The organism is Collinsella sp. AM09-41 (assembly GCF_003473245.1).
Taxonomy (GTDB): domain Bacteria; phylum Actinomycetota; class Coriobacteriia; order Coriobacteriales; family Coriobacteriaceae; genus Collinsella.
This window is the reverse complement of sequence record NZ_QRMJ01000002.1, coordinates 213,702-239,000: the sequence shown is the minus strand read 5'-3', so window position 1 is coordinate 239,000 and position 25,299 is coordinate 213,702. Positions and strand designations below refer to the sequence as shown.

19 protein-coding genes and 1 tRNA gene are annotated in these 25,299 nt (G+C 59.2%); 19 read left to right on the top strand and 1 reads right to left on the bottom strand.

The window, feature by feature from the left end:
* Positions 1-40 precede the first annotated feature (40 nt).
* A tRNA-Ser gene (locus tag DW112_RS04045) sits at positions 41-131 on the top strand.
* A gap of 132 nt (positions 132-263) precedes the next feature.
* On the opposite strand, the gene DW112_RS04040 is transcribed toward DW112_RS04045, so the two are convergent.
* Positions 264-1,604, bottom strand: a complete 1,341-nt coding sequence (locus tag DW112_RS04040) for a D-alanyl-D-alanine carboxypeptidase family protein (protein ID WP_158571728.1) — start codon at positions 1,602-1,604, stop codon at positions 264-266.
* A gap of 197 nt (positions 1,605-1,801) precedes the next feature.
* Between DW112_RS04040 and DW112_RS04035 the strand changes: the two genes are divergently transcribed.
* The 18 genes from DW112_RS04035 (at position 1,802) to DW112_RS03950 (ending at position 25,195) form a co-directional block, all read left to right on the top strand.
* Positions 1,802-2,497 (top strand): response regulator transcription factor, encoded by a 696-nt coding sequence (locus DW112_RS04035; protein ID WP_117736216.1) that lies wholly within the window; start codon positions 1,802-1,804, stop codon positions 2,495-2,497.
* 25 nt (positions 2,498-2,522) lie between these two features.
* On the top strand, positions 2,523-3,761 hold the full coding sequence (locus DW112_RS04030; RefSeq protein ID WP_118328383.1) for a sensor histidine kinase KdpD: 1,239 nt from the start codon (positions 2,523-2,525) through the stop codon (positions 3,759-3,761).
* 103 nt (positions 3,762-3,864) lie between these two features.
* Positions 3,865-4,740, top strand: coding sequence for a phosphate ABC transporter ATP-binding protein PstB (gene pstB, locus DW112_RS04025; RefSeq protein ID WP_199572150.1), 876 nt, complete (start codon positions 3,865-3,867; stop codon positions 4,738-4,740).
* Between the two features lie 64 nt (positions 4,741-4,804).
* Complete coding sequence (locus DW112_RS04020; RefSeq protein WP_089572665.1) at positions 4,805-5,533, top strand: response regulator transcription factor; 729 nt, start codon at positions 4,805-4,807, stop codon at positions 5,531-5,533.
* Between the two features lie 3 nt (positions 5,534-5,536).
* Entirely contained in the window at positions 5,537-6,961 is a 1,425-nt protein-coding gene (locus tag DW112_RS04015; protein ID WP_117803628.1) for a cell wall metabolism sensor histidine kinase WalK, read from the top strand.
* Between the two features lie 195 nt (positions 6,962-7,156).
* Positions 7,157-7,813, top strand: a complete 657-nt coding sequence (locus tag DW112_RS04010; protein ID WP_055250503.1) for a YveK family protein — start codon at positions 7,157-7,159, stop codon at positions 7,811-7,813.
* 2 nt (positions 7,814-7,815) lie between these two features.
* A complete protein-coding gene (locus tag DW112_RS04005; RefSeq protein ID WP_055250501.1) occupies positions 7,816-8,553 on the top strand; it encodes a CpsD/CapB family tyrosine-protein kinase in 738 nt (245 codons plus the stop codon).
* Positions 8,554-8,570: 17 nt separating this feature from the next.
* Positions 8,571-9,221 carry a tyrosine-protein phosphatase gene (locus DW112_RS04000; protein WP_055250497.1) on the top strand — a complete coding sequence of 217 codons (651 nt, stop codon included), beginning with the start codon at positions 8,571-8,573 and terminating at the stop codon, positions 9,219-9,221.
* A gap of 39 nt (positions 9,222-9,260) precedes the next feature.
* A complete protein-coding gene (locus tag DW112_RS03995; RefSeq protein ID WP_117790205.1) occupies positions 9,261-9,761 on the top strand; it encodes a GNAT family N-acetyltransferase in 501 nt (166 codons plus the stop codon).
* Positions 9,762-9,963: 202 nt separating this feature from the next.
* On the top strand, positions 9,964-11,988 hold the full coding sequence (gene htpG, locus DW112_RS03990; RefSeq protein WP_118328382.1) for a molecular chaperone HtpG: 2,025 nt from the start codon (positions 9,964-9,966) through the stop codon (positions 11,986-11,988).
* Between the two features lie 509 nt (positions 11,989-12,497).
* Positions 12,498-15,272, top strand: a complete 2,775-nt coding sequence (locus DW112_RS03985) for a YhgE/Pip domain-containing protein (protein WP_233545857.1) — start codon at positions 12,498-12,500, stop codon at positions 15,270-15,272.
* Positions 15,273-17,462: a YhgE/Pip domain-containing protein gene (locus tag DW112_RS03980; RefSeq protein ID WP_118328380.1), complete on the top strand. Its 2,190-nt coding sequence runs from the start codon at positions 15,273-15,275 to the stop codon at positions 17,460-17,462.
* 199 nt (positions 17,463-17,661) lie between these two features.
* Positions 17,662-18,645, top strand: a complete 984-nt coding sequence (locus DW112_RS03975; protein ID WP_118328379.1) for a DMT family transporter — start codon at positions 17,662-17,664, stop codon at positions 18,643-18,645.
* A 116-nt stretch (positions 18,646-18,761) separates the two neighbouring features.
* Positions 18,762-20,057 carry a M20 family metallopeptidase gene (locus DW112_RS03970; protein ID WP_118328378.1) on the top strand — a complete coding sequence of 432 codons (1,296 nt, stop codon included), beginning with the start codon at positions 18,762-18,764 and terminating at the stop codon, positions 20,055-20,057.
* A 39-nt stretch (positions 20,058-20,096) separates the two neighbouring features.
* On the top strand, positions 20,097-20,279 hold the full coding sequence (locus DW112_RS03965; RefSeq protein ID WP_118328377.1) for a hypothetical protein: 183 nt from the start codon (positions 20,097-20,099) through the stop codon (positions 20,277-20,279).
* Positions 20,280-20,289: 10 nt separating this feature from the next.
* A complete protein-coding gene (locus DW112_RS03960; RefSeq protein WP_117842800.1) occupies positions 20,290-20,505 on the top strand; it encodes a hypothetical protein in 216 nt (71 codons plus the stop codon).
* Between the two features lie 304 nt (positions 20,506-20,809).
* The gene (hisS, locus tag DW112_RS03955; protein WP_118066395.1) at positions 20,810-22,123 is read left to right on the top strand and encodes a histidine--tRNA ligase; all 1,314 of its coding nucleotides are present in this window, start codon (positions 20,810-20,812) and stop codon (positions 22,121-22,123) included.
* Between the two features lie 258 nt (positions 22,124-22,381).
* The gene (locus DW112_RS03950) at positions 22,382-25,195 is read left to right on the top strand and encodes a phosphoenolpyruvate carboxylase (protein WP_369834925.1); all 2,814 of its coding nucleotides are present in this window, start codon (positions 22,382-22,384) and stop codon (positions 25,193-25,195) included.
* Positions 25,196-25,299: the final 104 nt, after the last annotated feature.

Genomic DNA, 25,299 nt, shown 5'->3' with positions numbered 1-25,299 from the left:
CTCATCCTTGGCTGTTTGGTTACTATAGAACGGCTGTTACGGAGAGCTGACCGAGAGGCCGAAGGTGCTCGCCTGCTAAGCGAGTATGCCCCAAAAGGGCATCTGGGGTTCGAATCCCCAGCTCTCCGCCAGTACGAATTTGAAGAAGGGTCCCATTTGGGGCCCTTTTTATTATCAAGAATGGCGGCTGGGGATTCGAACCCTCAAAAAAAGGAGGCATCCTTTCGGACGCCTCCTTTCAGTGGGCTTATTATTCTTGCGCCCTACACCTCGGGCGCCTTGGCGACGGTCTCGCTTTCTGCCGTGAGCGGGCGGTTGTCGATGCGACGGCCCAAGCGATCAAGCTTCACAAGGAGCCATTCAATGGGATTCGGCCCTGCGCCTTCCTCGTCGGCGACCAGGTCCATAACGGCAATCTTGGTGCCGTCCTGCTTAAGCGTAACGCTGCCCACCTTATCGCCAACATGCACCGTGCCCGAAAGGTCATCGTAGCTAACCTTTTCGGTCACTTCGCCGGCGAGTGAGAACACCGTTGCCTGTGCGGCAGGGTCGGCGAGCGTGGCGTCGATCGTCTTGTCCGTCCAATCTGTCTGGCTAATGCGTGCCATGAGCGGGTTACCGTTGGCGGTCTTCTCCTGCGTGTTGGCGATTGCGACCGTGACCTTGTGGCCGTAGTACCAGTTGGCAAGGGTGGCGGTATCGGTAAAGCGCTGGTCGGTGGTGGTGGAGTTCAAAATTACGGTGTAGATCTCGTCGCCGTCGCGGTTGTAGGCGCTCGTAAAGCAATAGCCCGCGTCGTCGGTGGTGCCGGTCTTGCCGCCAATGTTTCCGTCCTGACCGAGCAAAACGTTGTGCGTGTCCATGGAATGCGAATGGTCTGAGCCATCGGCGCCCGTGACCTCAATCCAGGAATCCTCGCTCGCTACGACCTCGCGGATCGTGTCGTTTTTCATGGCCTCCTGCATCATCAGCGCTACGTCATGTGCGGTTGAGTACATGTCGCCGGCCCATTCATCAAAGTCCAGACCGTGTGGGTTCTCAAAGACCGTGCCGGTGCAGCCGAGCTTTTTGGCGCGCTCGTTCATGGCCTTCACAAAGGTTGCCTCGGCGTCTTTGGTCTTAGGGTCGATCTTCTTGCCCACATATTCGGCGAGCACGACGGCGGCGTCGTTGCCCGAGGGAATCATCAGGCCGCGCAGTGCCTGCTCCACGGTAAGCTCGTCACCTTCGAGCAAGCCGGCGGTCGAATTACCCACGGTGGCTGCGGCGTTGCTCACCGTGACCTTCTCGTCCATCTTGCAATTCTCGACGGTTAGGATTGCGGTCATGACCTTGGTGATCGAGGCGATTTTAACCTGCTCATCGGCGCCGCGCCCATAGTAGACGGTGCCGTCTTTGCCCATGACGAGTGCATTGGTCGCATCGATATCGGGCAGATTTTCGGCCGTGATGCCGCGCGCATCGGCGGTTTTGCCGCAAACATTGTCGGTCGTGAGTACTTGGGCGCCGGCGACGGTGGGCACGCCAGCGGCAAGGGCGATAGCGCAGACAAAGCCGGCGGCAAGCTGAGCAGAGCGCTTTGCAAAAGAGGTGAGGGACTTCACAGATTTCGCTTTCGACGGGATGGTCTCTTCTGGAACTAGAGTATATCGTTTGCCGGTGTCGGCGATCATCGCGTGCGTGCGTGGCCCACATCCGCGCCCGAACGGGCACAAGGGTGCTTAAGGCCGACTTAATCACCCACGCTTGTTGTGTGTGGCATGCGCCCCCTCGGGCATAATGGAGCGCGAGAGGAGCACGCATGAACGAGCGCATTTTGGTAGTTGATGACGAAAAGGCCATCGCCGACTTGGTTGGTATCTACCTTACAAAAGAAGGCTTTGACGTACAGGTCGCCTATAGCGGGGCCGATGCTGCCAAGGCAATCTTGGAGCAGGAGTTCGATCTTGCGCTGCTGGATGTCATGCTGCCCGATATCGATGGGCTTGAGTTGCTGCGTACGATCCGTTCCAGCCATACCTATCCCGTGATCATGCTGACGGCGCGCGATGCCCAGCAAGACAAGATCGAGGGCCTTTCGCTTGGCGCGGACGATTACGTGGTTAAGCCGTTCCGCCCGCTGGAGCTCATCGCGCGCGTGCACGCTCAGCTTCGTCGCTACACCAGCTACGGTAGCCGTGCGCAGGCGGCCGAGTCGCCGACCATTCAGCTCGACGGCTTGGAGATCAATCGCGATGCTCGTTCCGTAACGGTGGACGGTGCGCCGGTTCGCCTCACGCCCATCGAGTATTCCATCTTGCTGTATCTGGTCGAGCATCGCGGCAGCGTGGTGGCCGTGGAGGATCTGTTCCGCGCGGTGTGGAACGAGGATTTTATGCCCGGCTCCAACAATACGGTGATGGTGCATATTCGCCACCTGCGCGAAAAGATCGGCGATGATGCTCAAAAGCCGCGCTTTATCAAAAACGTCTGGGGCGTCGGCTACATAATCGAATAACGCCTTTGATGGTGGGGAAGTGGATATGACAAAAGAGGATAGGCAGGCATTCGAGGTGCCCGATCGACTCTTTGAATACGTGAGGTCGGTCGTCGACAACCGCGCGCTTGCAACGGTGCTGCTCTTTTTGCTGAGCCTGCTGCTGATTGGCATCGATAACATCGCTGGAATCTTGGCGGTGCTGCTTGTCGGCTTTTTGCTGATCGATCGATTTGAAGTCGTGCGCCGCTGCGTGGTGATTGGCGGTGCCGCGTGGGCCATGACGTTGGCGATTGGCGCCATGGCACTCGGCGGCATCGAAGGACCGGTGCTGTTCGATGCCGGCTTTGTATTCAACATGCTTGGCTTTGTGCTGGCGCTTGCCGTGTGCGTGCTGTTCTTTTGCGGCCGCGCCCTGTACTATCAGGGCTACGAGCAGGGCGAGCAGCATGCCGATTGTGTGCTGGCCGCTCGTATTCAAGATCGCCTGATCGATCACCCCGACACCTGGGACAACATCGACGGCGACTTCCTGGAGGTCGAGGGCGCACTCAACCGTGTGCGTGATCGCGAGCGCAAGGTGCAACAGGCCTTGCGTGACGAGTCTCATCGCAAGGACGATCTGGTCACGTACTTGGCACATGACCTACGCACCCCGCTTGCCAGTGTGGTGGGCTATCTTTCGCTGCTGCAAGAGGCTCCTGAGCTGCCGGTTGAGCAACGTGCGCACTTTACGGGCGTGGCGCTCGACAAGGCGCACCGGCTCGATGCGCTCATCGAAGAGTTCTTCGATATCACGCGCTTTGACTTCCACGATATCGTGCTCACGCGCGGCTATGTTGATCTGGGGTTGCTGCTGGCTCAGGTGGCTGACGAGTTCTATCCCATCCTCAACGAGCAGCATAAGGAAGCCCAAGTTGATATTCGCGAGGACCTGACGGTGCTCGTGGATGGCGACAAGATGGCCCGCGTGTTCAACAACATCATGAAAAACGCCGTCGCCTATAGCTATGAGGGCTCGACTATCACGATTGAGGCCAGGCGCCAAGACGATGGCGGCGTGCGCGTGCGCTTTATCAATCAGGGCGATCCTATCCCTGCGGCTAAGCTCAAGGTGATCTTTGAGAAGTTCTATCGCCTGGATGCGGCGCGTGCGACCAATCGCGGTGGTGCCGGCCTGGGCCTTGCTATTGCCAAGGAGATCATCGCGGCACACGGCGGTACCGTTGCATGTGAATCGACGCCCGAACACACGATATTCACCATCGAGCTGCCCGCCGCATAGCCAGTGTGCCCTTACAAACACTTGACAATGTGCTCACGTGCGTATGAGCCGCGATTCCTACTATCGATACTGCTGAATTGATATCGATATGGAGGTGTGCGGTATGACGGCTGCTGCGGCTGTGGAGCCCACGGAGCTTGAAGAACTCATGGAAGCGCAGGCCGAGGCCGCGCATGAGCGCGAGGTTGGGGATGCGACTCGCCCCACGGCAGAGGATCTTGCCGCCTCGCCGACGCGCATCGACGTCGAGGGCCTCGACCTGTTCTATGGCGATCACCATGCGCTCAAGGACGTGAATATCAAGATCCGCGACAAGCAGATCACTTCGTTCATCGGGCCTTCGGGCTGCGGAAAGTCCACGTTGCTGCGCTGCTTTAACCGCATGAACGACGGCATCAAGGATTGCCGCATCGAGGGCAAGATTGCGCTCGATGGTCAAGATATCCTGGGCGATTGCGACATCTGCCGTTTGCGCCAGCGCGTGGGCATGGTGTTCCAACGCCCCAACCCATTTCCCATGAGCATCTACGACAACGTCGCCTACGGTCCTCGCGGTATGGGTGTGCGCGACCGCGTCGTGCTCGATGAGCTGGTCGAGGACTCCCTGCGTCGCGCTGCCCTGTGGGACGAGGTCAAGGACAAGCTCAAAGAGTCAGGCCTGGGTCTTTCGGGTGGACAGCAGCAGCGCCTGTGCATCGCCCGCGCACTTGCCGTGCAGCCCGACATTCTGCTGATGGACGAGCCGACCTCGGCACTCGACCCTGTGTCGACGTTGGTGGTGGAGCAGCTGGCCTGCGAGCTCAAGGAGACCTGCACGCTGGTGGTCGTGACGCACAACATGCAGCAGGCCGCGCGTATTTCCGATTCGGTTGCGTTCTTTTTGCTGGGTGAGCTGGTGGAGCACGCGCCCACCGCGCAACTCTTCAAGAATCCGTCCGATCCGCGCACCGCGGATTATTTGACGGGGCGTTTTGGCTGACGCTGTCTTTTACAGGTGCCTTTAGGGTTAAGATGCGGTCATATCGGCCGCAAAGGGGTTCAACATGATCTATTACGTCGAGGACGATGACAACATCAGGGATTTGACAGTCTACGCGCTGCGCAAGCAGGGAATCGAGGCCGAGGGCTTTTCGTGTGATGGCGAGTTTAAAGCTGCCGTGGCACGACGGGTGCCCGATGCTGTGCTGCTCGATATCATGCTGCCCGACACCGATGGCTTGGCGATTATGCGTCGCCTGCGTGCCGATCGCCTGACGGCGACGGTGCCCATCATGATGCTTACCGCCAAGGACACCGAACTCGACAAGGTGATGGCGCTCGATGGCGGTGCCGACGATTACCTGACTAAGCCGTTTTCGCTCATGGAGCTTGCGAGCCGCTGCCGCGCACTGCTGCGTCGCGGCGGCATGGTCAAGCAGGCGAGCGATGTGCTCAGCGTGGGCGACATCGTGCTCTCGCCCAGCCATCGCGAGGTGACCGTTGCCGGCGAGCCGCTTAAGCTCACCCTGCGCGAGTTCGACCTGCTCGAGTACCTCATGCGCAAGCCTGGCGTGGTCTTTACCCGCGAGTCGTTGCTGCAGAGCGTGTGGGGCTGGGACTTCGACGGCGGTTCGCGCACCGTCGACGTGCATGTGCAGACGCTTCGCCAAAAACTGGGCGAGCATGCCAGCGCCATCGAGACCGTGCGCGGCGTGGGTTACCGCTTGGCCGAGCCTTCTGCCGGTGATGGTGCCGAAGGCGACGACACCGCGGCCACCGCATCGGAGGAGTAACCCGTGGTCTTCGCCCCCCAGGGAAAACATACGCTGTCGCACCGCGTTTTTGTGACGATCTTTGTCTGCGCCATGGCGGTTATCGTGGCGTTTACGGTGCTGGGCGCGTTCTTTGTGCAAAACACTTTGGCGGATGCCACGAGTGCCAATCTGGCGCAGGAAACTGAGCTCATTGCTGCCGCCCTCGACGAGCAGCAGGAGCCCATTCCGTTCTTGCGAAGCCTCGATCGCGAGGATCTTCGTATCACGCTGATCAATAAGGACGGATCTGTTGCCTACGACAACGAGGCGTCGCCTTCCACACTGCCCAACCATGGCGATCGCCCCGAGGTCATCGAGGCCTTTGAGAGTGGTTCGGGTTCCGCGGAGCGCGCAAGCTCTACACTCGACGAGATTATGCTGTATCGCGCTGTCACCCTTGATAACGGCCAGGTCGTTCGCTTGGCGCAGGCCCAGCCTGGCGTTGCGGCGATTTTGCTGTCGATGCTGGCGCCGATGCTGCTTATCGCAGCAGCGGGTGCAGTACTCTCGTTTTTTATGGCGCGCCGTGAGTCCCGTGCCATCATCGCGCCGTTGCAAGAGGTGGATTTGGATCACCCACGCCGTAGCTATGAGCACGCCTATGCCGAGATGGTCCCCATGCTTGAGCGTATCGAGTCGCAGCGCCAGGAACTCAAGCGCCAAATGGCGGTGCTAGCGGATAACGACCGTATGCGCCGCGAGTTCACGGCGAATATCACCCATGAGCTCAAGACGCCGCTTACGGCGATTTCGGGCTATGCCGAGCTCATCGCAAATGGCATGGTCGAGGGCGAGGACGACCTGCGCAACTTTGGCGGTCGCATCTATCGTGAGGCGGGCCGCTTGGCAGCGCTTGTCAACGACATCCTTACGCTGTCTAACTTGGACGAGGCCGAACGTGCAACTGAAGGCGAGGCAGTGCCCATTGGGTCCACGGAGCCTATTGAGCTCTCGCGTGCGATCTACGCGGTTGAGCAGCGCCTTGAACAGGTTGCCCGTCAGGCGAATGTGACGATAAGTCATGAGACCAAGCCTGTGGTCATCGAAGGCGTGTCGCGCTTGATTGACGAGCTCATCTATAATCTGGCAAGCAACGCCATCCGCTACAATCGGCCCGGCGGTACGGTTACGCTGCAGTGCGGCACCAACGACGAAGGCCATCCGTTCCTCGCTGTCGCCGACACGGGAATCGGTATCGCGCCTGAAGAACAGGGCAAGGTATTTGAGCGGTTCTATCGCGTGGACAAGAGTAGGTCCAAGGCACGCGGCGGAACCGGCCTGGGGCTTGCCATTGTCAAGCATGCGGCCCTGTATCATCACGCCACGCTCGATCTGTCGAGCGAGTTGGGCGTGGGAACCACCATTACGGTGACGTTTCCCATACAGCAGGACGAGCCATTCGCATAGCGATACAACATAGATATTGATGTAGACGCCGCATTTGACTTTCGGGTGCGGCGTTGTTGTGCAATTTTACGATTGCTTCCGACATTTTTACAGGAGAGCCTGTTTCTTATGTATAGAGTTTGGTCTCGGTAAAAAGATGCGATAACATACGGACAGTTTTGTCAATCCGAACTGGGGAAATGAAAGGCAAGCTGCATGACCCTTCTCGAACTGTTCCAGCTGCTGAAGAAGCACCTCAAGCTGGTCATCACCCTTCCGGTGGTCTGCGCGATCGCTATGGGCATCGTGTCCTTCGTTGCGATGGACAACACCTACACCGCGACGACGAGCATGTACATTCTCGCCAAGACCGACGATAGCGGTCAGATGAGCTACAACGATCTCTCGGCGAGCCAGATGCTTTCCAACGATATCGCCACGCTGCTGGATAGCGATAGCGTTAAGAGCGGCGCCGCCAAAGAACTGGGCCTCACCGATTTGGATGACTACAAGGTGTCTGTTTCCTCCGAGACCACCACGCGTGTCATTACGCTTTCGGTTACCGGCACCGATGCCAAGGAGACGGCTGAGGTCGCAAAGGCCATTGCCAGCTCGGTGAGTACGGTCGCTCAGAACGTCGGCGCTGCCCAGAGCATCAACGTTATCGACGAGGCTAAGACCCCCGAAGCCCCCAGCGGCCCCAAGCGCACGCTGTATATTGCCGTCGCGTTCCTCGCCGGTATCTTTATCGCAGTTGCCTATGTCGTTTTGGCAGACATGCTCAATACCCGCATCCGCGGTGCCGAAGAGGCAGAAGAGCTCCTGGGTATTCCCGTTGTTGGCCGAATTCCGGCTATGAAAGGTGGTAAATAGGCATGGCTAAGGCAAAGAACACCGATAAGCTCGTTGTACAGAATGCCGCCAAGACCCTTCTGGCCAACATCCGCTTTGCGAGCGTGGATGACCCCATTCGCACCATCACCGTTACCTCCTCGATTCCCAATGAGGGCAAGTCTACGGTTTCCATTAACCTTGCTCAGGCAATCGCCACGAGCGGCAAGTCCGTGCTCCTGGTCGAGGCCGATATGCGCCGCAGGTCCCTTTCCGATATGCTCGGCGTTCGTTCGCGCGGCGGACTCTATGCGGTCCTTTCCGAGCAGATCTCCATTGACCAGGCAATTGTCGAGACGGGTCAGAAGAACTTCTACTTCCTCGATGCCGAGCCGCACATTCCCAATCCTGCCGACATCATCGTCTCCCATCGCTTTGCCAAGCTGGTAAAGGCACTGTCCGCCAAGTTCCAGTACGTCATCTTCGATGCTCCTCCGGTCGGCACCTTCATCGATGCTGCCGAGATTGCCAGCTTGACCGACGGCGCGCTGTTCGTGGTGCGCGAGGACTTTACCAAGCGCGAAGAGGCGCTCAACGCTATCGCCCAGCTTAAGAAGTCCGAGAAGGTCAAGCTCATCGGTACCGTCATGAATTACTGTGAGACCGAGACCAGCGAGTACTACTATTCTTACTACACCAAGGACGGTAAGAAGGTTAAGAAGGGCTCCGACGATCAGGGCACTTCCAAAAAGGGCATCTTCACCAACCGAGCAAACGTTTAGTTGATTAAGGCCGACCTATGCGTGACATTCATTGCCATATCTTGCCGGGTGTAGACGACGGCGCCGCCGATCTCGAAGAGAGCTTGGCGATGCTCGAGGCTGCCAAGCGGGCCGGTGTAACCAGAATCGTTTGCACTCCTCACTGCCGTGATCCCTATTTTGATTACGACAAGATGTGGGATGCCTTTGAGCTGCTGCGCGATAACGCTGACGGTTTTCCGCTCCAGATGGGCTTCGAGGTCAACCATCGAAAGCTCGTTGAGCTTGGTATCGATGCCGCGGATCACTTGCATTTCGATGGGACCAACGAGTTTCTGCTCGAGCTTTCGACGCATGCCGATGCGTATGCGTTTAGAGAGTACGAGAACACGATTTACGATTTGCAGTGCCGTGGCTACCAGGTGATCATCGCTCATCCTGAGCGCTATCGTGCGGTTCAAAAGGATGTAAGCGTGGCGGAGCGCCTGGTCGATATGGGCTGCAAGCTGCAGGCTTCGGCGGACTTTATTGCCGGCGGTCGCTTTGGTCGCGAGAAAAAGCCGGCGCAGCGCCTGTTCGATCAGAACCTGTACAGCTTCATCGCGAGCGATGCCCATAACGTGGGTCATTACGACTGCCTGGCGAAGGCTCGCGCGAAGTTTAGCGTGCGCGGAGCTCATTTTCGCTAAAATCTGTCCCTAACGTTCGCGTTGAATGAAAGGGCAGCTATGGATATCCAACTTAAGACGGGATGCTTTGACGACGCGGCGTTGGTGCGCCGCGTCGTTTTTATGGACGAGCAGGGCTACGAGAATGAGTTCGACGCTATCGACGAGGATCCGAACTGCATTCATGTGACACTCTATGTAGACGGCGAGCTTGCCGGCTGCTCGCGCGTGTTTCCCGAGGAACTGGAGTACGCGGCAGATGCCGAAGCCCCAGTTTTGCCGGCGTGCGACTTGGACGAAGGCGTCGCGGCGGGGGAGACCTACATTATGGGGCGCGTGGCCGTGCTGCCGAGCATGCGCCGTCGCGGTTTGGCGAGCAAGATTGTCGAGGCCAGTGATACGTGCGCGCGTGATGCCGGCTCCAAGCTCATTAAGCTGCACGCGCAGGAATACGTGCTACCACTCTATGCCAAGGCGGGTTACACGCAGATTGCCCCGGTGGACTACGAAGACGAGGGCCAGCCCCATGTTTGGATGGCCAAGCGCGTAGATGGCAGATAGGGACGTTCCTTTCCTGCCGGCAGTCGGGGACACTCCTTGGCAATTGGTGCATCAGAGCGTTTGGACATACAGTTTTTCGATTCCGTATGTATATATGCGCGCTAATGGGTTATAAAATCTAAGTCTGAACATAGCAGGTCTGCAATGCGGCTCGGGCAACCGGGCCGTTTTTGCGGACGGGGGTAGCGCGAAAGGACTGCACATGCGTCAATTTAAGACCGAGAGCAAAAAACTGCTCGACCTCATGATCAACTCCATCTACACCAATAAGGAAATCTTCCTGCGCGAGCTTATCTCCAACGCGAGCGATGCCGTCGACAAGCTCAACTTTAAGAGCCTGCAGGATCCGAGTGTCAAGCTCGACCAGGGCGACCTGGCCATCCGTGTTTCCTTTGATAAAGATGCCCGTACCATCACCATTTCGGATAACGGTATCGGCATGACCGCCGAGGAGCTCGAGCGCAATCTGGGCACCATCGCCCATTCCGGCTCCGAGGAGTTTAAGACTGAGAACGCCGAGCAGCAGGGTTCCGATGTCGACATCATCGGTCAGTTTGGCGTGGGCTTCTACTCTGCCTTTATGGTTGCCAGCCACGTAAAGGTTGTCAGCCGCGCCTATGGCGAGGACACCGCCCACGTTTGGGAGTCCGACGGTCTTGAGGGCTACACCATCGAGGATGGCGAGCGTGCTGAGCACGGTACCGATGTCATCCTGACGCTGCGCGAGAACGAGAAGCTCGACGCCGACGGCGAGGCCGAGACCTACGATCGCTTCCTGACCGAGTGGGGCCTCAAGAGCCTGATTCAGCAGTACAGCAACTATGTGCGCTACCCGATTCAGATGATGGTGAGCAAGAGCCGCCAGAAACCCAAGCCCGAGGACGCCGGCGACGACTACAAGCCCGAGTACGAGGACTACCAGGAGCTCGAGACCATCAACTCCATGACGCCGATTTGGAAAAAGCGCAGCTCCGACGTTGAGCAGAAGGATTACAACGAGTTCTACAAGTCCACGTTCCACGACTTTGACGATCCCGCGCGCACTATCAGCTTCCATGCCGAGGGTACGCTTGAGTACGATGCGCTGCTGTTTGTGCCGGGTCGCGCCCCGTTCGATCTGTACAGCAAGGACTACGAGAAGGGCCTGGCGCTCTACAGTTCCAACGTGCTGATTATGGAGAAGTGCGACGACTTGCTGCCCGACTACTACAACTTTGTGCGCGGTGTCGTGGACTCTGCCGACGTGACGCTCAATATTTCGCGTGAGACGCTGCAACAGAACCGTCAGCTCAAGGCCATTGCCAAGCGTGTCGAGAAGAAGATCACTGCCGATCTTGAGGACATGCGCGACAACGACCGCGAGGCCTACGAGAAGTTCTTTGAGAACTTTGGCCGCGGCCTTAAGTACGGCATCTACTCGAGCTATGGCATGAAGGCCGATGAGCTCGCCGACCTGCTACTGTTCTGGTCTGCCAAGGAGCAGAAGATGATTACCCTGGCCGAGTATGCCAAGGGCATGCCCGAGGATCAGAAGGCCATCTACTACGCCGCCGGCGACTCGCGTGAGCGCTTGGCCAAGATGCCCGTGGTAAAGGGCGTGCTCGAGCGCGGCTATGACGTGCTGTTGCTGACGCAGGATGTGGATGAGTTTACGTTCCAGGCTATGCGTGAGTACGTTGCCGCCGATATGCCTAAGATCTACGAAGACGACGCCGCCCGCGAGGCTGCCGAGAAGGCCGTTGCCGACGGTGCCGAGCCCGAGGTCGAGGATCGTCACCTGGAGCTCAAGAACGTCGCGACTGGCGATCTTGATCTGGCGACCGAGGACGAGAAGAAGGAGGCCGAGGACGCCACCAAGGAGAACGAGGACCTCTTTAGCGCTATGAAGGAGGCGCTCGGTGACAAGGTCGAGAAAGTTGCCGTCTCCGCGCGCCTGACCGATGCCCCCGCTTGCATCACCACCGAGGGTCCGCTTTCGCTCGAGATGGAGAAGGTGCTTCAGAAGGGTCCTGAGGGCGCGCCCGACGGTATGCCCAAGAGCCAGCGCGTGCTCGAGCTCAACGCCAAACACCCGGTCTTCGCCAAGCTCGTCGCTGCCCAGAAGGCCGGCGACGCCGACAAGATCAAGCAGTACTCCGGCCTGCTCTACGATCAGGCCCTGCTGGTCGAGGGCATCCTCCCTGAGGACCCCGTTGCCTTCGCAGCAGCTGTCTGCGAGCTTATGTAATTGGGTAGTTACGCGGTTCTACGAACCGCGTAACTACTCGACGCTGCCCTTCGTTCCGCCGTTCTAACGAACGGCGGACCAGCCGACGCTGCGCGGGCACCAGAGCGACAACTTGTCATTCAAAGAGGACGGCATGACCAGAAGGTCTATGCCGTCCTCTTTTCATGCCAATTTGTTCGCTCTGGTGACCGCTCGCTGGCATTACCAAAACATCGACGGTCCAATAATGATCCCTTGGGGACGGAGAAAAAGTGGTCGTTGGGGACGTTCTTGTTTGACTGGTAGTTTAAGAACGCCCCCGATGACTATTCGGATTGCTAATTTGTGCGGGTTGTGGTTTTGTGACCTGCTGAAATTTAAGATACTGTACAACTGTACGTTAACTCATCTTCGTAGTATATTGCTACCCGCAAAACTCAGCACCATTGTGCCGCGAGGCACTAAAGCGCCTACGTACAATGGTTGTCGATAGTACGATTCGATTCAACGACAGGATGGATGGTCTAAGCGTGAGTCTCGGCAGCAAACTATCCAACGCAAAGGTATCCTTTGCGATCTTTAAGCGTGACATCAAGCGATTGCTCGTGAACCCCGTCGCCTTGGTGGTTACCCTCGGCGTGTGTGTTATTCCCTCGCTGTATGCCTGGTACAACATCGTGGCAAACTGGGATCCGTACGGAAATACCCAGGGCATTAAAATCGCCATCGCCAACAACGATCAGGGCACCCAGAATGACTTGGTGGGCGAGCTCAATGCAGGCGATAAGGTGGTCGACCAGCTCAAGGAAAACGATCAGCTGGGCTGGACCTTCGTCGACTCGGCTGCCGATGCCAAAGAGGGCGTCGAGAGCGGGGAATACTACGCGGCGATCGTAATCCCCAAGAACTTCTCCGACAATCTTGTCTCGATGCTCGATGGCAATTACCATCAGCCGAAGCTCACCTATTACGTCAATGAGAAGAAGAGCGCCATTGCGCCCAAGGTCACCGATACCGGTGCCAACACCATCGAGGAGCAGATCAACTCGGAGTTTGTCTCCACGGTGGGCGAGACTGTTGCCAGTATCGCCAAGGATGCCGGTGTCGATTTAAAGGACAAGGCAACCCAGACTCAGGACTCGCTGACAAGTTCGGTGTCCGAGGCATCCGACACCTTGGGTGAGGTGCGCGATTCGATTGGCGATATGAATGCCGCCATCGATAAGACGAGTGGCGCTATCGCCTCGGCTGATGCGGCGCTTGCCGGCTTGCAAGGTCAGGCACCGTCGCTGACGCAGGCAATCTCCCAGGGCAACGACCTGCTGGGCGAGGCTCGCGCCACGGCGGGCAACTCTATCACCTCGCTCTCCAAGGCACTCTCGGAAGGTAGCCTTGCACTCACCAAGACGTCAGCCTCCGCGAACGCTGCGATTGGCAAGCTAACGGGTACGGTCACATCTACGACCACCCGCATCGACAACTCGCTCGAGTCTCTCCAGGCGACGATCGATCACAATAAGGCCGTTATCGGGCACTTGGAGATTCTCGTTAATGACACGTCGACAGGTTCCGAGGAAATTGACGCGCGCATTGTATCGACCATCGATTCGCTTCGCGAGCAAAACCAGAAGCTGCAGAGCATCAAGGATGGCCTTTCTGCACAATCGAGCGCCATGGCAAACGACGCTACGGCAATCTCGAACGCGAGCAACGCACTCAACGCGGCAATTCAGACCGGTACGGCTAACCTCGGTCAGGCTCAGACCGATCTGGGTCAGAACGCACTTCCGAAGGCTTCGAGCGCGCTTGACTCCTTTGCCGCCGTTTCGGGCGATTTGACCGGCATTGTGTCGGGTATGACCCCCACGATAGCGAGCGCGCGCGGCACGCTGGCGCAGCTCGACGCCACGCTCAAGCAGGCAAAGACCACGCTGTCCCAAACCGACGCCTCCCTTGCCAAGGTTCAGGACAAGCTCGTGACCGCCGCCAATGACATTGCGGCGCTGCAGACCTCTGAGTCTATGGGCGAGTTAGCCGACCTCATGGACGTCGACGTCAATGACGTGGCAGATTTCATGGCATCTCCGGTTGAGCTGACGTCCAAGTCAATCTATCCGGTCAAGAGCTTTGGCTCGGGCATCGCGCCCTTCTACACCAATCTGGCGCTGTGGGTAGGCGGCTATGTGCTCATCGCTATCTATAAACTCGAGGTCGACCGCGAGGGCATCGGTAGCTTTACGGCGCGTCAGGGCTACTTTGGCCGCTGGCTGCTGCTGGTGATCCTGGGTGCGTTGCAGGCCATCATCGTTACGGTGGGAGATCTGGTCATTGGCGTTCAGTGCGTCAATCCGCTGCTCTTTGTACTGGGCGGCATCGCTATTTCGTTCACCTACGTCAACATCATCTATGCGCTGTCCACCACGTTTAAGCATATCGGTAAAGCCATTGGCGTCATCCTCGTCATTGTGCAGATCCCCGGCTCGTCGGGCATGTATCCCATCGAGATGATGCCCGGCTTCTTCCAATGGCTGCATCCGCTGCTGCCCTTCACCTATGGCATCAACCTGCTGCGCGAGACCGTCGGTGGCATGTATTCGTTCAACTACCTGTTCAACCTGTGCATCCTGGGCGTGTTCCTTGCCATCGCACTCTTTATTGGCTTGCAGCTGCGTCCGCTGCTGCTCAACCTCAACCTGCTCTTTGACAAGCAGCTTTCCACGACGGGCCTCATGATCTGCGAGTCCAACGACCTGCCGCGCCAGCGCTATTCGCTGCGCACGGCCATGCGCGTCATGCTCGATTCGGATTCGTACCGTCGCGAGCTGCTCGATCATGCCGTGGCGTTTGAGCATCGCTACCCGTACTACATCAAGGGCGGTTTTGCCGCCGTGGTAGGCGTGCAGGTTCTGCTCTTTGTGCTTTCGACGGTGCTCGATATCGACAATAACGGCAAGATCATCCTGCTCGTTATCTGGATCATTTCGGTTATCGCCATCTGCGGCTGGCTCATCAACATCGAATACATCCGTGCGAGCCTCAATACCCAGATGCGTATCTCGGCGCTTTCGGACGAGGACCTTCGCCGCGAGATGCGCGAGCACACGGCTGCCATCCCTGCCGCCCGTCGCATGTTTGGTCTCAACGCCAGCGAGCGTGGCGCCAAGGGAGGCGAACAGCCTACGAGCCGTCTGTCGCATATCGGTGCGCATCGTAAGGCTCAAGATGCCGACGGCGCTGACAACGTAAACGGAAACGACGGGGACACCACCTCGCTTGGCAAGCACTCTAAAGGAGGTGAGGCATAAATGAAGAACATCCTGCACCTGTTTAAGCGTGATGTCCAAAACGTGTCTCGCTCCGTGATCGGCATGGTCGTCGTGATGGGCCTCATTATCGTGCCGTGCCTGTACGCGTGGTTTAACATCGCCGGCAGCTGGGATCCGTACGGCAATACCGGCAACCTTAAGATTGCAGTAGTCAACACCGATGAGGGCTACGAGAGCGACCTGATTCCCGTCGAGGTCAACGTGGGCGAAAACGTAACCGCCACCCTGCGCGGCAACGAGAACTTCGACTGGGTCGTCCTCAACGACCGCGATAAGGCGATTGAGGGCGTTAAGTCGGGCGCGTACTACGCTGCCGTCGTTATCCCTAAAACGTTTAGCGCCGACATGATGACGCTTTTCTCGACCGAGGTGAAGCATGCCGATATCGAGTTCTATGAGAACCAGAAGGCCAACGCCATCGCACAGATCGTGACTGAAAAGGGTTCGAGCGCCGTCCAGAGTCAGGTCAACGAGACCTTTACCAAGACCATCACGACCATCGGCCTTAAGACCGTGTCCAGCCTGCTCGACTATATGAGCACCGACCAGGTGAGCAACTTTATCGCCAATCTGTCCTCGACGCTGGGCGATTCGGTCGAGGACCTGCAGGACGTTCAGGCGAGTGCGACGTCGCTCGCGGGCATTTTGAGCTCCACGTCCGATTCACTGACATCGGCGGGCGGCATGCTCAAGCAGACGGGCACCGTTGATGAGTCGACGAAGCAGCTGATGGAGCACGCCAAGAGCGGCATCAATGATTCCAAGGAAGCGCTCAAGGCCGCCAACGATGCCGTTGACGCGGCGATTGACGGAAGCGCGGGCTCGTTCGACAACGTGTCCGCCGAGCTTGCGAAGGCATTCGATGCCGCGAATCCGCATGTTTACCTTACGGTGTCTCAGCTCAACGAAGCCGCAGCGGCGCTCAATACGCGTGCTGACGATATCGATGCGATGGCCGATCAGCTCCGCAACCTTGCCGACCAGGTGAGTGACGACAAGTTCAAAGACGGTCTCAAGTCCGTTGCTACGTCGCTGGGCAGAATTGCCGTGGAGTACCGCAACAATGCGAAGGACCTGACGGCGACCGCAAAGTCCCTTTCGGACGGCATGGCGGAGGTCAACAACTCGCGTGCCGAGGTCGACCAGGCCATCGCCGATGCCAAGGCGGGTATCTCGGGAGCCAAGTCCGACTACGATTCCACGTTCTCGGTTAAGGCCAAGGAGCTTAAGAAGACCATCTCGGGCGTTCTGGATTCCCTGAACGGTATCTCGGGTGACTTGGATAGCGCCGTGAGCGGTCTGACCGACGCCTCTGGCTCGCTCGCAAAGGGCCTCTCCAAGGCTGCGACGCTGGTCAACAAGGCTTCTGATCAGTTGGGCGAGGCGTCGGACAAGATCAGCGCTTTTAAGGACGAGCTTGATAGCGCTCTGATGTCGGGTGACCTGGCCATGATTAAGACAATGATTGGCAACGACCCCGAGGGCCTCGCCGTGTCGCTTTCCGGCCCCGTCGCGCTCGACCGCAAACCGGTCTATCCGATCCGCAACTACGGTTCGGCCATGGCACCGTTCTACACGATTCTGTCGCTGTGGGTGGGCTCGATTGTACTGGCGGCCATGATGAAGGTCTCGGTTGACGATGAGCTCATCAACGAGCTGATCCCCGTGCGCCTGCACGAGATCTACCTGGGCCGCTACCTGTTCTTTGGAGGTCTGGCCCTGCTGCAGGCGACACTCGTGTGCGCGGGCGACATCCTGTTCTTTGGCATTCAGTGCGACAACCCGCTGCAATTTGTGCTGGCGGGTTGGGTCGCGAGTCTCGTGTTCTCCAATATCGTCTACACGCTTACGGTTTCGTTTGGCGATATCGGCAAGGCGCTCGCCGTCGTGCTGTTGGTTATGCAGGTCGGCGGTTCGGGCGGTACGTTCCCCATCGAGATGACCGGCCCTGTGTTCCAGGCGATCTATCCGTTCCTGCCGTTCACCCACGGCATCAACGCCATGCATGCCGCCATGGCTGGCGCCTACCATATGGAGTACTGGATTGAGCTAGGCATTCTGGCGAGCTATCTGATTCCGTCGCTGGCACTGGGCGTCGTCTTCCGCCGCCCGGTCATCAAAGCCAACGACTGGATCATCGAAAAGCTTGAAAGCACGAAGCTTATTTAGTGCAACAGCGTGACATTGACAAAACGTCGAGGTTCACTTTGCTGACGCTTTAGTGGGCTGGATTGCGGTGCAACGCTGGTTGTTGCTACAGTAGCGGGGCGTGCCGGGGGTCCGGTGCGCCCCGTTTTATTTGACCATGAGGCGGCACGCGGCCATGCACGTGCGGACACCACGCCCAGACTGAGCGCGAGGATGCCCTATGGCTCAGAATGCCGTTGATGAAATCGAAAACATGCCCGATAGCCCTGTAGCGCGCGAAGACCTGGGTGCCGGCGGCACCTCCCGCGGCGCCGGCGCGCGTTCTCCGTTCTTCTGGAAGGTCTTGCTGCTTTCGGTGGCGGTCATCTGGGGCTATTCCTTTACCACCATGAAAGATGCGCTCGATACCATTCCGGTGTTCGAGCTGGTCTACGTTCGCTTTCTCCCGGCATCACTGGTTATGTTTGCTATTTTCCATAAGCGCATCATCGCTCATTTCAATGCCCGCAACCTGATCGTCGGGCTGGGCATGGGTGCGCTCATGTGGGGAGCATACGGACTGCAAACGATTGGCCTGGCACAGACCACGGCAGGCAAGAGTGCATTTTTGACGGGCACGTACTGTATCCTTGTGCCGTTTGCCAGCTATGTCCTGAGCGGCGAAAAGCTCACCCGCTATAACCTGGGTGCGGCACTGCTGTGCCTGGCGGGCATTGGCCTGGTGGCACTCGATAGCGTCGAGTTCAATGCTGGAGATGTCATCACGCTGGGCGGCGCGGTCTTCTTTGCTATCCAGATGGCAGTGACCGCCAAGTATGGCCGCAAGATGGACATCAACGTCATCACGTTTTGGATGTTTGTGGGCAATGGCGTTTTGAGCTTAATCACGTCGCTGCTATTCGAGACTCAGGCGCCTCTGTCCGTGTGGACGCCGAGCTTTGTCGGCGTGGCGGCCTTTCTCTCGGTGGGCTGTACGTGCGTGGCACTGCTCGTCCAAAACGTTGGATTGGCGCACGTCCCCGCCTCGACGGGCTCACTGCTCCTTTCGATGGAGTCCCCCTCGGGCGTGCTGTTCTCGGTGCTGCTGATGGGGGAGGCGCTCACCTCGCGCCTGCTTGCCGGCTTTGCGCTCATCTTTTTGTCGATTATCTTGAGCGAGACGCATTTCGATTTCTTGCGCCGAAAATCTCGCCCGCAATTGTAAACAACTTGTTGCGCCGCCCTCCTGGGGCGGCGTTTTTTATGCCTCGCCTTTAAAGTTGTACCTTGCACTTTACGCTATCAAAGTGCTTACTGCAAAAACGCTACTGGAGGGCATTTATGGCACCAGCTCAGTCCGATCTTCAACCGCAATCAGCGCCCAAGGCCACCGCAGCGGCGCAGGCCGCTATCGGTGACGGTCTCGTTGCAGAAGCTCAGGCTTTTGCAGACGAGCTCGCTGCGTGGCGACACGATCTCCACCAGATGCCCGAGCTGGGTAATAGCCTCCCACAGACCTCTGCGTATATCCAAGCGCGCCTGACTGAGATGGACATCCCATTTGCCACGCTCGTTGATGGTTCCTGCGTTGTGGGCCTTGTCGGCGCCGGTGCCGCCGCGGCCCAAGGCAATGGCGTCTGCACGGATGAGCAGGCCGGTACGGTCATCATGCTCCGTGGCGACATGGATGCCCTGCCCGTTGCCGAAGAGTCAGGTGAGCCTTTCGCCTCTACGAACGGCTGCATGCACGCATGCGGACACGATATGCACGCAACGGCGTTGCTTGGAGCGGCGCGCCTGCTCAAGGCCCGCGAGTCCGCGCTTGTTGATGCCAACGCCACGGTTAAGCTGCTGTTCCAGCCGGGCGAGGAAACCTTTGAGGGTGCCCGCGCCGCCATCGCCGACGGTCTGCTGCAGAACCCGCGCCCCCAGGTCGCCTTTGCCATGCATGTCAATAGCCAGTCGCCGCTTGGCCTGGTGCTCTACGGCAGCCCGGCGCTCTCGGGCGTGTACGGTTTTCGCATCACGCTTCAGGGCAAGGGCGGCCATGGCTCGAGCCCCGAGATCTGCATCGACCCCATCACGGCCGGCGTCCATGTGCATCTGGCGCTTCAGGAGCTCATCTCCCGCGAGGTGCCGGCGGCCAAGGAGGTCGCGCTTACCGTTGGCAAGTTCGCCGGCGGTCAGGCCGCAAATGTCATCCCCGACACTTGTGTGCTCGAGGGAACGCTGCGTGGCTTCGACGTCGAGCTCATGGAGCGCCTCAAGACCCGCATCGCGGAGGTCGTCAAAGGCGTTGCCACGACCTATCGTACGCCGGCGACTATCGAGACACTCTCGGATGTTCCCCCGCTCGTACTCGACGACGGCATGACGCAGGCGTCGCTTGGCTACGTGGGCGCGGTGCTGCCCAAGTCCGCCTTCCTGCCGCTGTTCCACGCCATGGCGAGCGAGGACTTCGCGTTGATCTCGAGCGAGATCCCGAGCGCGTACTTTACCGTGGGCGCTGCTGTGACTGATACGGACGAGCATTTTGCTCAGCATCATCCCAAGGCACGTTTTAGCGATGCCGAGCTTCCCCTTGGCGCCGCGGCTTATGCCGCCGTCGCTTTGGGCTACATCGCCGACCACCGGTAGCACCCAATCTTGCTACTCGTTTGCTTAAAAAGGAACAGTATGTCTCAGCAACGTAAGTTCTTCCCCGGCTGGCTCGTGGTGGCCTCCGGCTTTGTGATCATGGCCACGTGCTACACCATTTTCGTCAACTGCATGAGCCTGTTCCAGCCGTTGATCGTCAGCGACCTGGGCATTTCCCTTGCGCAGTACACCATCTCCAACGCCTACGATCGCTGCGTCTAAGCAGTTTGGCATGGCCGACCTGGGTAAGGTCACGGGCACCATTACCTCGCTCGAGATGGTTGGCGGCACGGTGGGCGCCATCGTCTCGGGAATACTGTTCGATGCCACGGGCTCCTTTACGAGCACATGGATCGTGTGTCTGGCGTGCTCGGTGGCAATGCTGGTGTTCCTGCTGGCGTCTGAGCCCATCGCGGCTAAGCTGCGCGCGAGCGTGGCGGGGGAGTAGGGACGACGTCGCTCGTAGCTCTTTGCCCCGTTTTGTCCGTGGCTGCCTTGGAAGCCGAATGGATGCTCGTACCGTCATTCGGTTTCCCATGTAGCCACGGGCTCAAGAGATGACCCGAAGTCTTTCCGTCCAACGGATTTTGTGATCCGAAGAGGCGGAAGGATTGCAGATTGCACACCGCGGCGGCGCATCTGGCCGAACGAGTCCCCATACCCTCGTTCGGTCAGATGCACCGCCGCTGTTTGTGTTTGTGCCGTATAATGACCACTACCTATGACGCGATACAAAAGAAAGGTGTTTGCCCATGCAGGCACAGAAGGCGGAGGGAACCCGCGACCTTATCGGCGCTGAGATGCGCGCTTGGCAAAAGATGCAGCAGATCGCTGCCGGCGTGTTCGAGCCGTTTGGCTTTAAGCCCATCGAGACGCCCGCCATCGAGCAGGTGGACGTGTTTGTCCACGGCATCGGCCAGTCGACCGACGTCGTGCGCAAGGAGATGTTCCGCGTGTTTAGCGGCGCCAACCTGGAGCGCGTCTTTACCGAGGGCACCGATACCAAGCTCAAGCCCAAGCAGCGCCTGGCGCTTCGTCCCGAGGGCACGGCTGGCGTGGTGCGCGCCGTCGTGGAGAACAACTTGGTGCCCCAGGGCTCCACGCCGTTTAAGGCTTACTACGCCGAGGCCATGTTCCGTGGCGAGCGTCCCCAGAAGGGTCGCCTGCGCCAGTTCCACCAGGTGGGCATCGAGTGGCTCGGTGCTCCCGATCCGGCGGCAGACGCCGAGTGCATCATTATGCTCATGGAGTTTTACAAGCGCCTGGGCTTCGATCTGTCCAAGCTCCGTCTGCTCATTAACTCGATGGGCGATGCCCAATGCCGTCCGGCCTATCGCGAGCAGGTTAAGCAGTTCATTCTCGACCATGCCGATGAGATGTGCGACGAGTGCCGCGAGCGCGCCGAGCTTAACCCGCTGCGCGCCTTCGACTGCAAGAACGACCACTGCCGCGAGATCATGGCCGACGCCCCGCTGATGGGCGACAACCTGTGCGATGAGTGCCGCGAGCACTACGAGCAGGTCAAGCGCTATCTGGACGCCGCCGGTATCGAGTACGTCGAGGATCCCACCCTGGTGCGCGGCCTGGACTACTACACCCGTACCGTCTTTGAGGTCGAGGCTCCCGGCGCCGGTGTCGGCTCCATCGGTGGCGGCGGTCGCTATGACGGCTTGGTCGAGCTCGAGGGCGGCAAGCCCACGGCCGGCGTCGGCTTCGCCGTCGGTTTTGAGCGCGCCCTGCTGGCCCTGCAGGCCTTTGGCAGCGACCTGGGCGCCGATGAGACCCCGTGCGTCTACGTTGCCAACGCCGGCAAGGATCTGCGTCAGAACGTCTTTGCCATTACGCAGGCGCTTCGCGCCGCAGGGATCGTGACCGAGGCCGACTACCAGGGTCGTTCGCTCAAGGCCCAGTTTAAGCAGGCCGACAAGGTGGGCGCCAAGCTCATCCTGGTCCTGGGTGGCGACGAGCTTGCCGCCGGCAAGGTCAAGGTGCGCGACATGCAGAGTCACGACGAGGTTCTCGTCGATTTGGCCAACGTGGTCGAGGCGGTTCGCGAGCGCCTGTAGCGCATGTTTTTTGAGCTGCGGGGCTGCTAACGTGCCCTGCTCATGGAGAGCGATTGTTACGGGGGTGTTTCGCTTTTATGCGGAATGCCCCCGTTTGCGTATGCCGTCCACCGAGAAATACGACCATTTGGGGCAAAAACCCTTGCAATGCAGAAAATACTTTTGTGTGGTAAAGCGCAATCAGCTCCGAAAGTTTTTGCCGAGTGCCTATAATGGATACCGCATGTTACGTGCATAGAAGGAGGAATGGGAGGAAACGTGGCTGAGAACCTAAGCAACCAGTCTGTACCCGAAGCCGCGGCGCGCGTCGCTGCCGTGGTCAACCGCCTCGTTAACCGAATCGGCTCGAATGCCGAGTCCAAGGAGCGTCTCGCCGAGATCGAGATCCCCGAGGAGCTGCGCGACAATCTGGCGCTGTTCTTGCGCCTGGAGCGCCGTGTGCTTAGCGAGTATGATCCCGAGATCGCGGACCTGTTCGACAAGATTTTGACAGCCGAGATTGTGGCCAATGCCGGCAACCCCGGTAGCCGTGCCGCTGACGAGGCCGTCGACGAGCAGGGCGTGCCCACCGCCGACGAGCCCACCGCCGTGGCATTTCGTGAAGTCGTCGATCTGATCGATAGTCTGCCGCTCGATAAGCAGCAGGTTATCGTCCGCGCCTTTACGAGCTTCTTCCACCTGGCAAACCTGTCTGAGGAGAACTACCGTGTGGCGCAGCTGCGCGAGCGTGAGGCCGGCGCATCGACCGATACCGAGGTCGATCCCGCCAACGAGCTCACCGTCGCCTATCACCAGTTGGTAAACGAGATGGGTGTCGAGGGCGCCAACGAGCTGCTCGACAAGCTGGAGTTCCACCCTGTCTTTACCGCACATCCCACCGAGGCCCGTCGTAAGGCCGTCGAGGGCAAGATTCGCCGTATTTCCAACCTGCTGGAGGAGCGTCCGCGCCTGGGCGGCTCCGACCTAGTGGAGAACGAGCGCCATATGCTGCAGGAAATCGACGCCCTGGTGCGTACGAGCCCCATCGCGCTCAAGAAGCCCACGCCGGTCGAGGAAGCCGATACCATCATCGACATCTTCGATAACACGCTGTTCGACGTCATCCCCGTTATCTATCGTCGTTTTGACGACTGGGTGCTGGGCGACAAGGCGGGTACCGTGCCGCCGCTGTGCCCGGCGTTCTTCCATCCCGGCAGCTGGATCGGTTCCGACCGCGACGGTAACCCCAACGTCACCGCCAAGGTGAGCCGTGAGGTCGCCGCCAAGTACTTCACCCACATGGTGCTCAAGCTCGAGGACAAGTGCCGCCGCATCGGCCGCAACCTCACGCTCGAGGCCACCTACAGCAAGCCGTCTGCCGAGCTCATCAACCTGTGGAACCATCAGGTCGAGATGAGCACCCAGTACACCGCACGCGCCGAGCTGATCTCCGAGCACGAGCCGCATCGCGCCGTCATGCTCGTCATGGCCGACCGTCTGAACGCCACCGTGCGTCGCATCACCGACACCATGTACCACAGCGCAGACGAGTTCTTGGATGACCTGCGCGTCGTTCAGCGCTCCCTGGCCGCCTGCGGTGCCGTCCGTGCTGCCTACGGCCCGGTCCAGACCATCATCTGGCAGGTCGAGTCCTTCGGCTTCCATATGGTCGAGATGGAGTTCCGTCAGCACTCCGTGGTGCACGCCCGCGCCCTCAAGGATATTCACGAGAACGGTATCCATGGTGATTTGCAGCCCATGACGCGCGAGGTCATCGACACCTTCCGCGCTATCGGCTCCATCCAAAAGCGCTACGGCAAGAAGATGGCGCACCGCTACATCATCTCGTTCACCAAGAGCGCTCAGCATGTGGCCGACGTCTTTGAGCTTGCCCACCTGTCCTTTGCGCACGAGGAGGACGTGCCCGAGCTCGACGTGATCCCGCTGTTCGAGCAGCTCGAGGACCTCGAGGGCTGCGTCGACGTGCTCGACCAGATGCTTACGCTGCCCGTGGTGCAAAAGCGCCTTGCCCAGACCAACCGCCGCATGGAGGTCATGCTGGGCTATTCCGACTCCTCCAAGGATGCCGGTCCTACCACGGCCATGCTCGCGCTGCACTCCGCGCAGGAGCGCATTGCCAAGTGGGCCGAGAAAAACGATATCGATCTGGTGCTCATGCACGGTCGCGGCGGTGCCGTGGGCCGTGGCGGCGGTCCGGCCAACAAGGCCGTGCTGGCGCAGCCCAAGGGTTCGGTCAACTGCTTCTTTAAGCTCACCGAGCAGGGCGAGGTCATCTTTGCCCGCTACGGCAACCGCACGCTGGCTCAGCGCCATGTTGAGTCCGTTGCCGCCGCAACGCTTTTGCAGTCGGCTCCGAGCGTCGAGAAGACCAACACCGAGACCACGCAGAAGTTCTGGGATATGGCCGAGAAGCTCAACGCAGTAAGCCATGAGCGCTATCTGGACCTGCTGAACACTGAGGACTTTACACCGTGGTTCTCGACCGTGACGCCGCTGACCGAGGTCGGTCTGCTGCCGATTGGCTCGCGCCCGGCCAAGCGCGGTCTGGGTGCCAAGTCGCTCGACGACCTGCGTACCATTCCGTGGATCTTCAGCTGGAGCCAGGCGCGCATTAACCTGGCCGCTTGGTACGGCCTGGGCACCGCCTGCGAGCAGTTTGGCGACCTTGACCAGCTCAAGGCTGCCTACCAGGAGTGGCCGTTCTTCCGCACCTTTATCGACAACATCGAGATGTCGATCGCCAAGACCGACCAGCGCATCGCTAAGATGTATCTGCACCTAGGCGATCGTCAGGATCTGTCCAAGAAGGTCTTCACCGAGATGCAGCTCACGCGTAAGTGGGTCCTTGCCATCGTCGGTGACGAGTGGCCGCTGCAGCGTCGTCGCGTGCTCGGCTGCGCCGTCCGCGTGCGTAACCCCTATGTCGACGCCCTGTCCATCGCCCAGGTCCGCGCCCTTCGCGAGGTGCGTATGAGCCAGGATGAGATGGCGGAGGAGAAGAAGGCCGAGTACATGAGCCTGATTCTTTCGACTGTGACCGGCGTCTCGGCAGGATTGCAAAACACGGGGTAATCGATAGCCCTGTAGTCGTCCGGGCCCGCCATCAGCTTACTTTTAGGCACGTCCTCGGACATGCAAGAAGCCCTCGCTGCGCACTTCGTGCGGCGAGGGCTTCT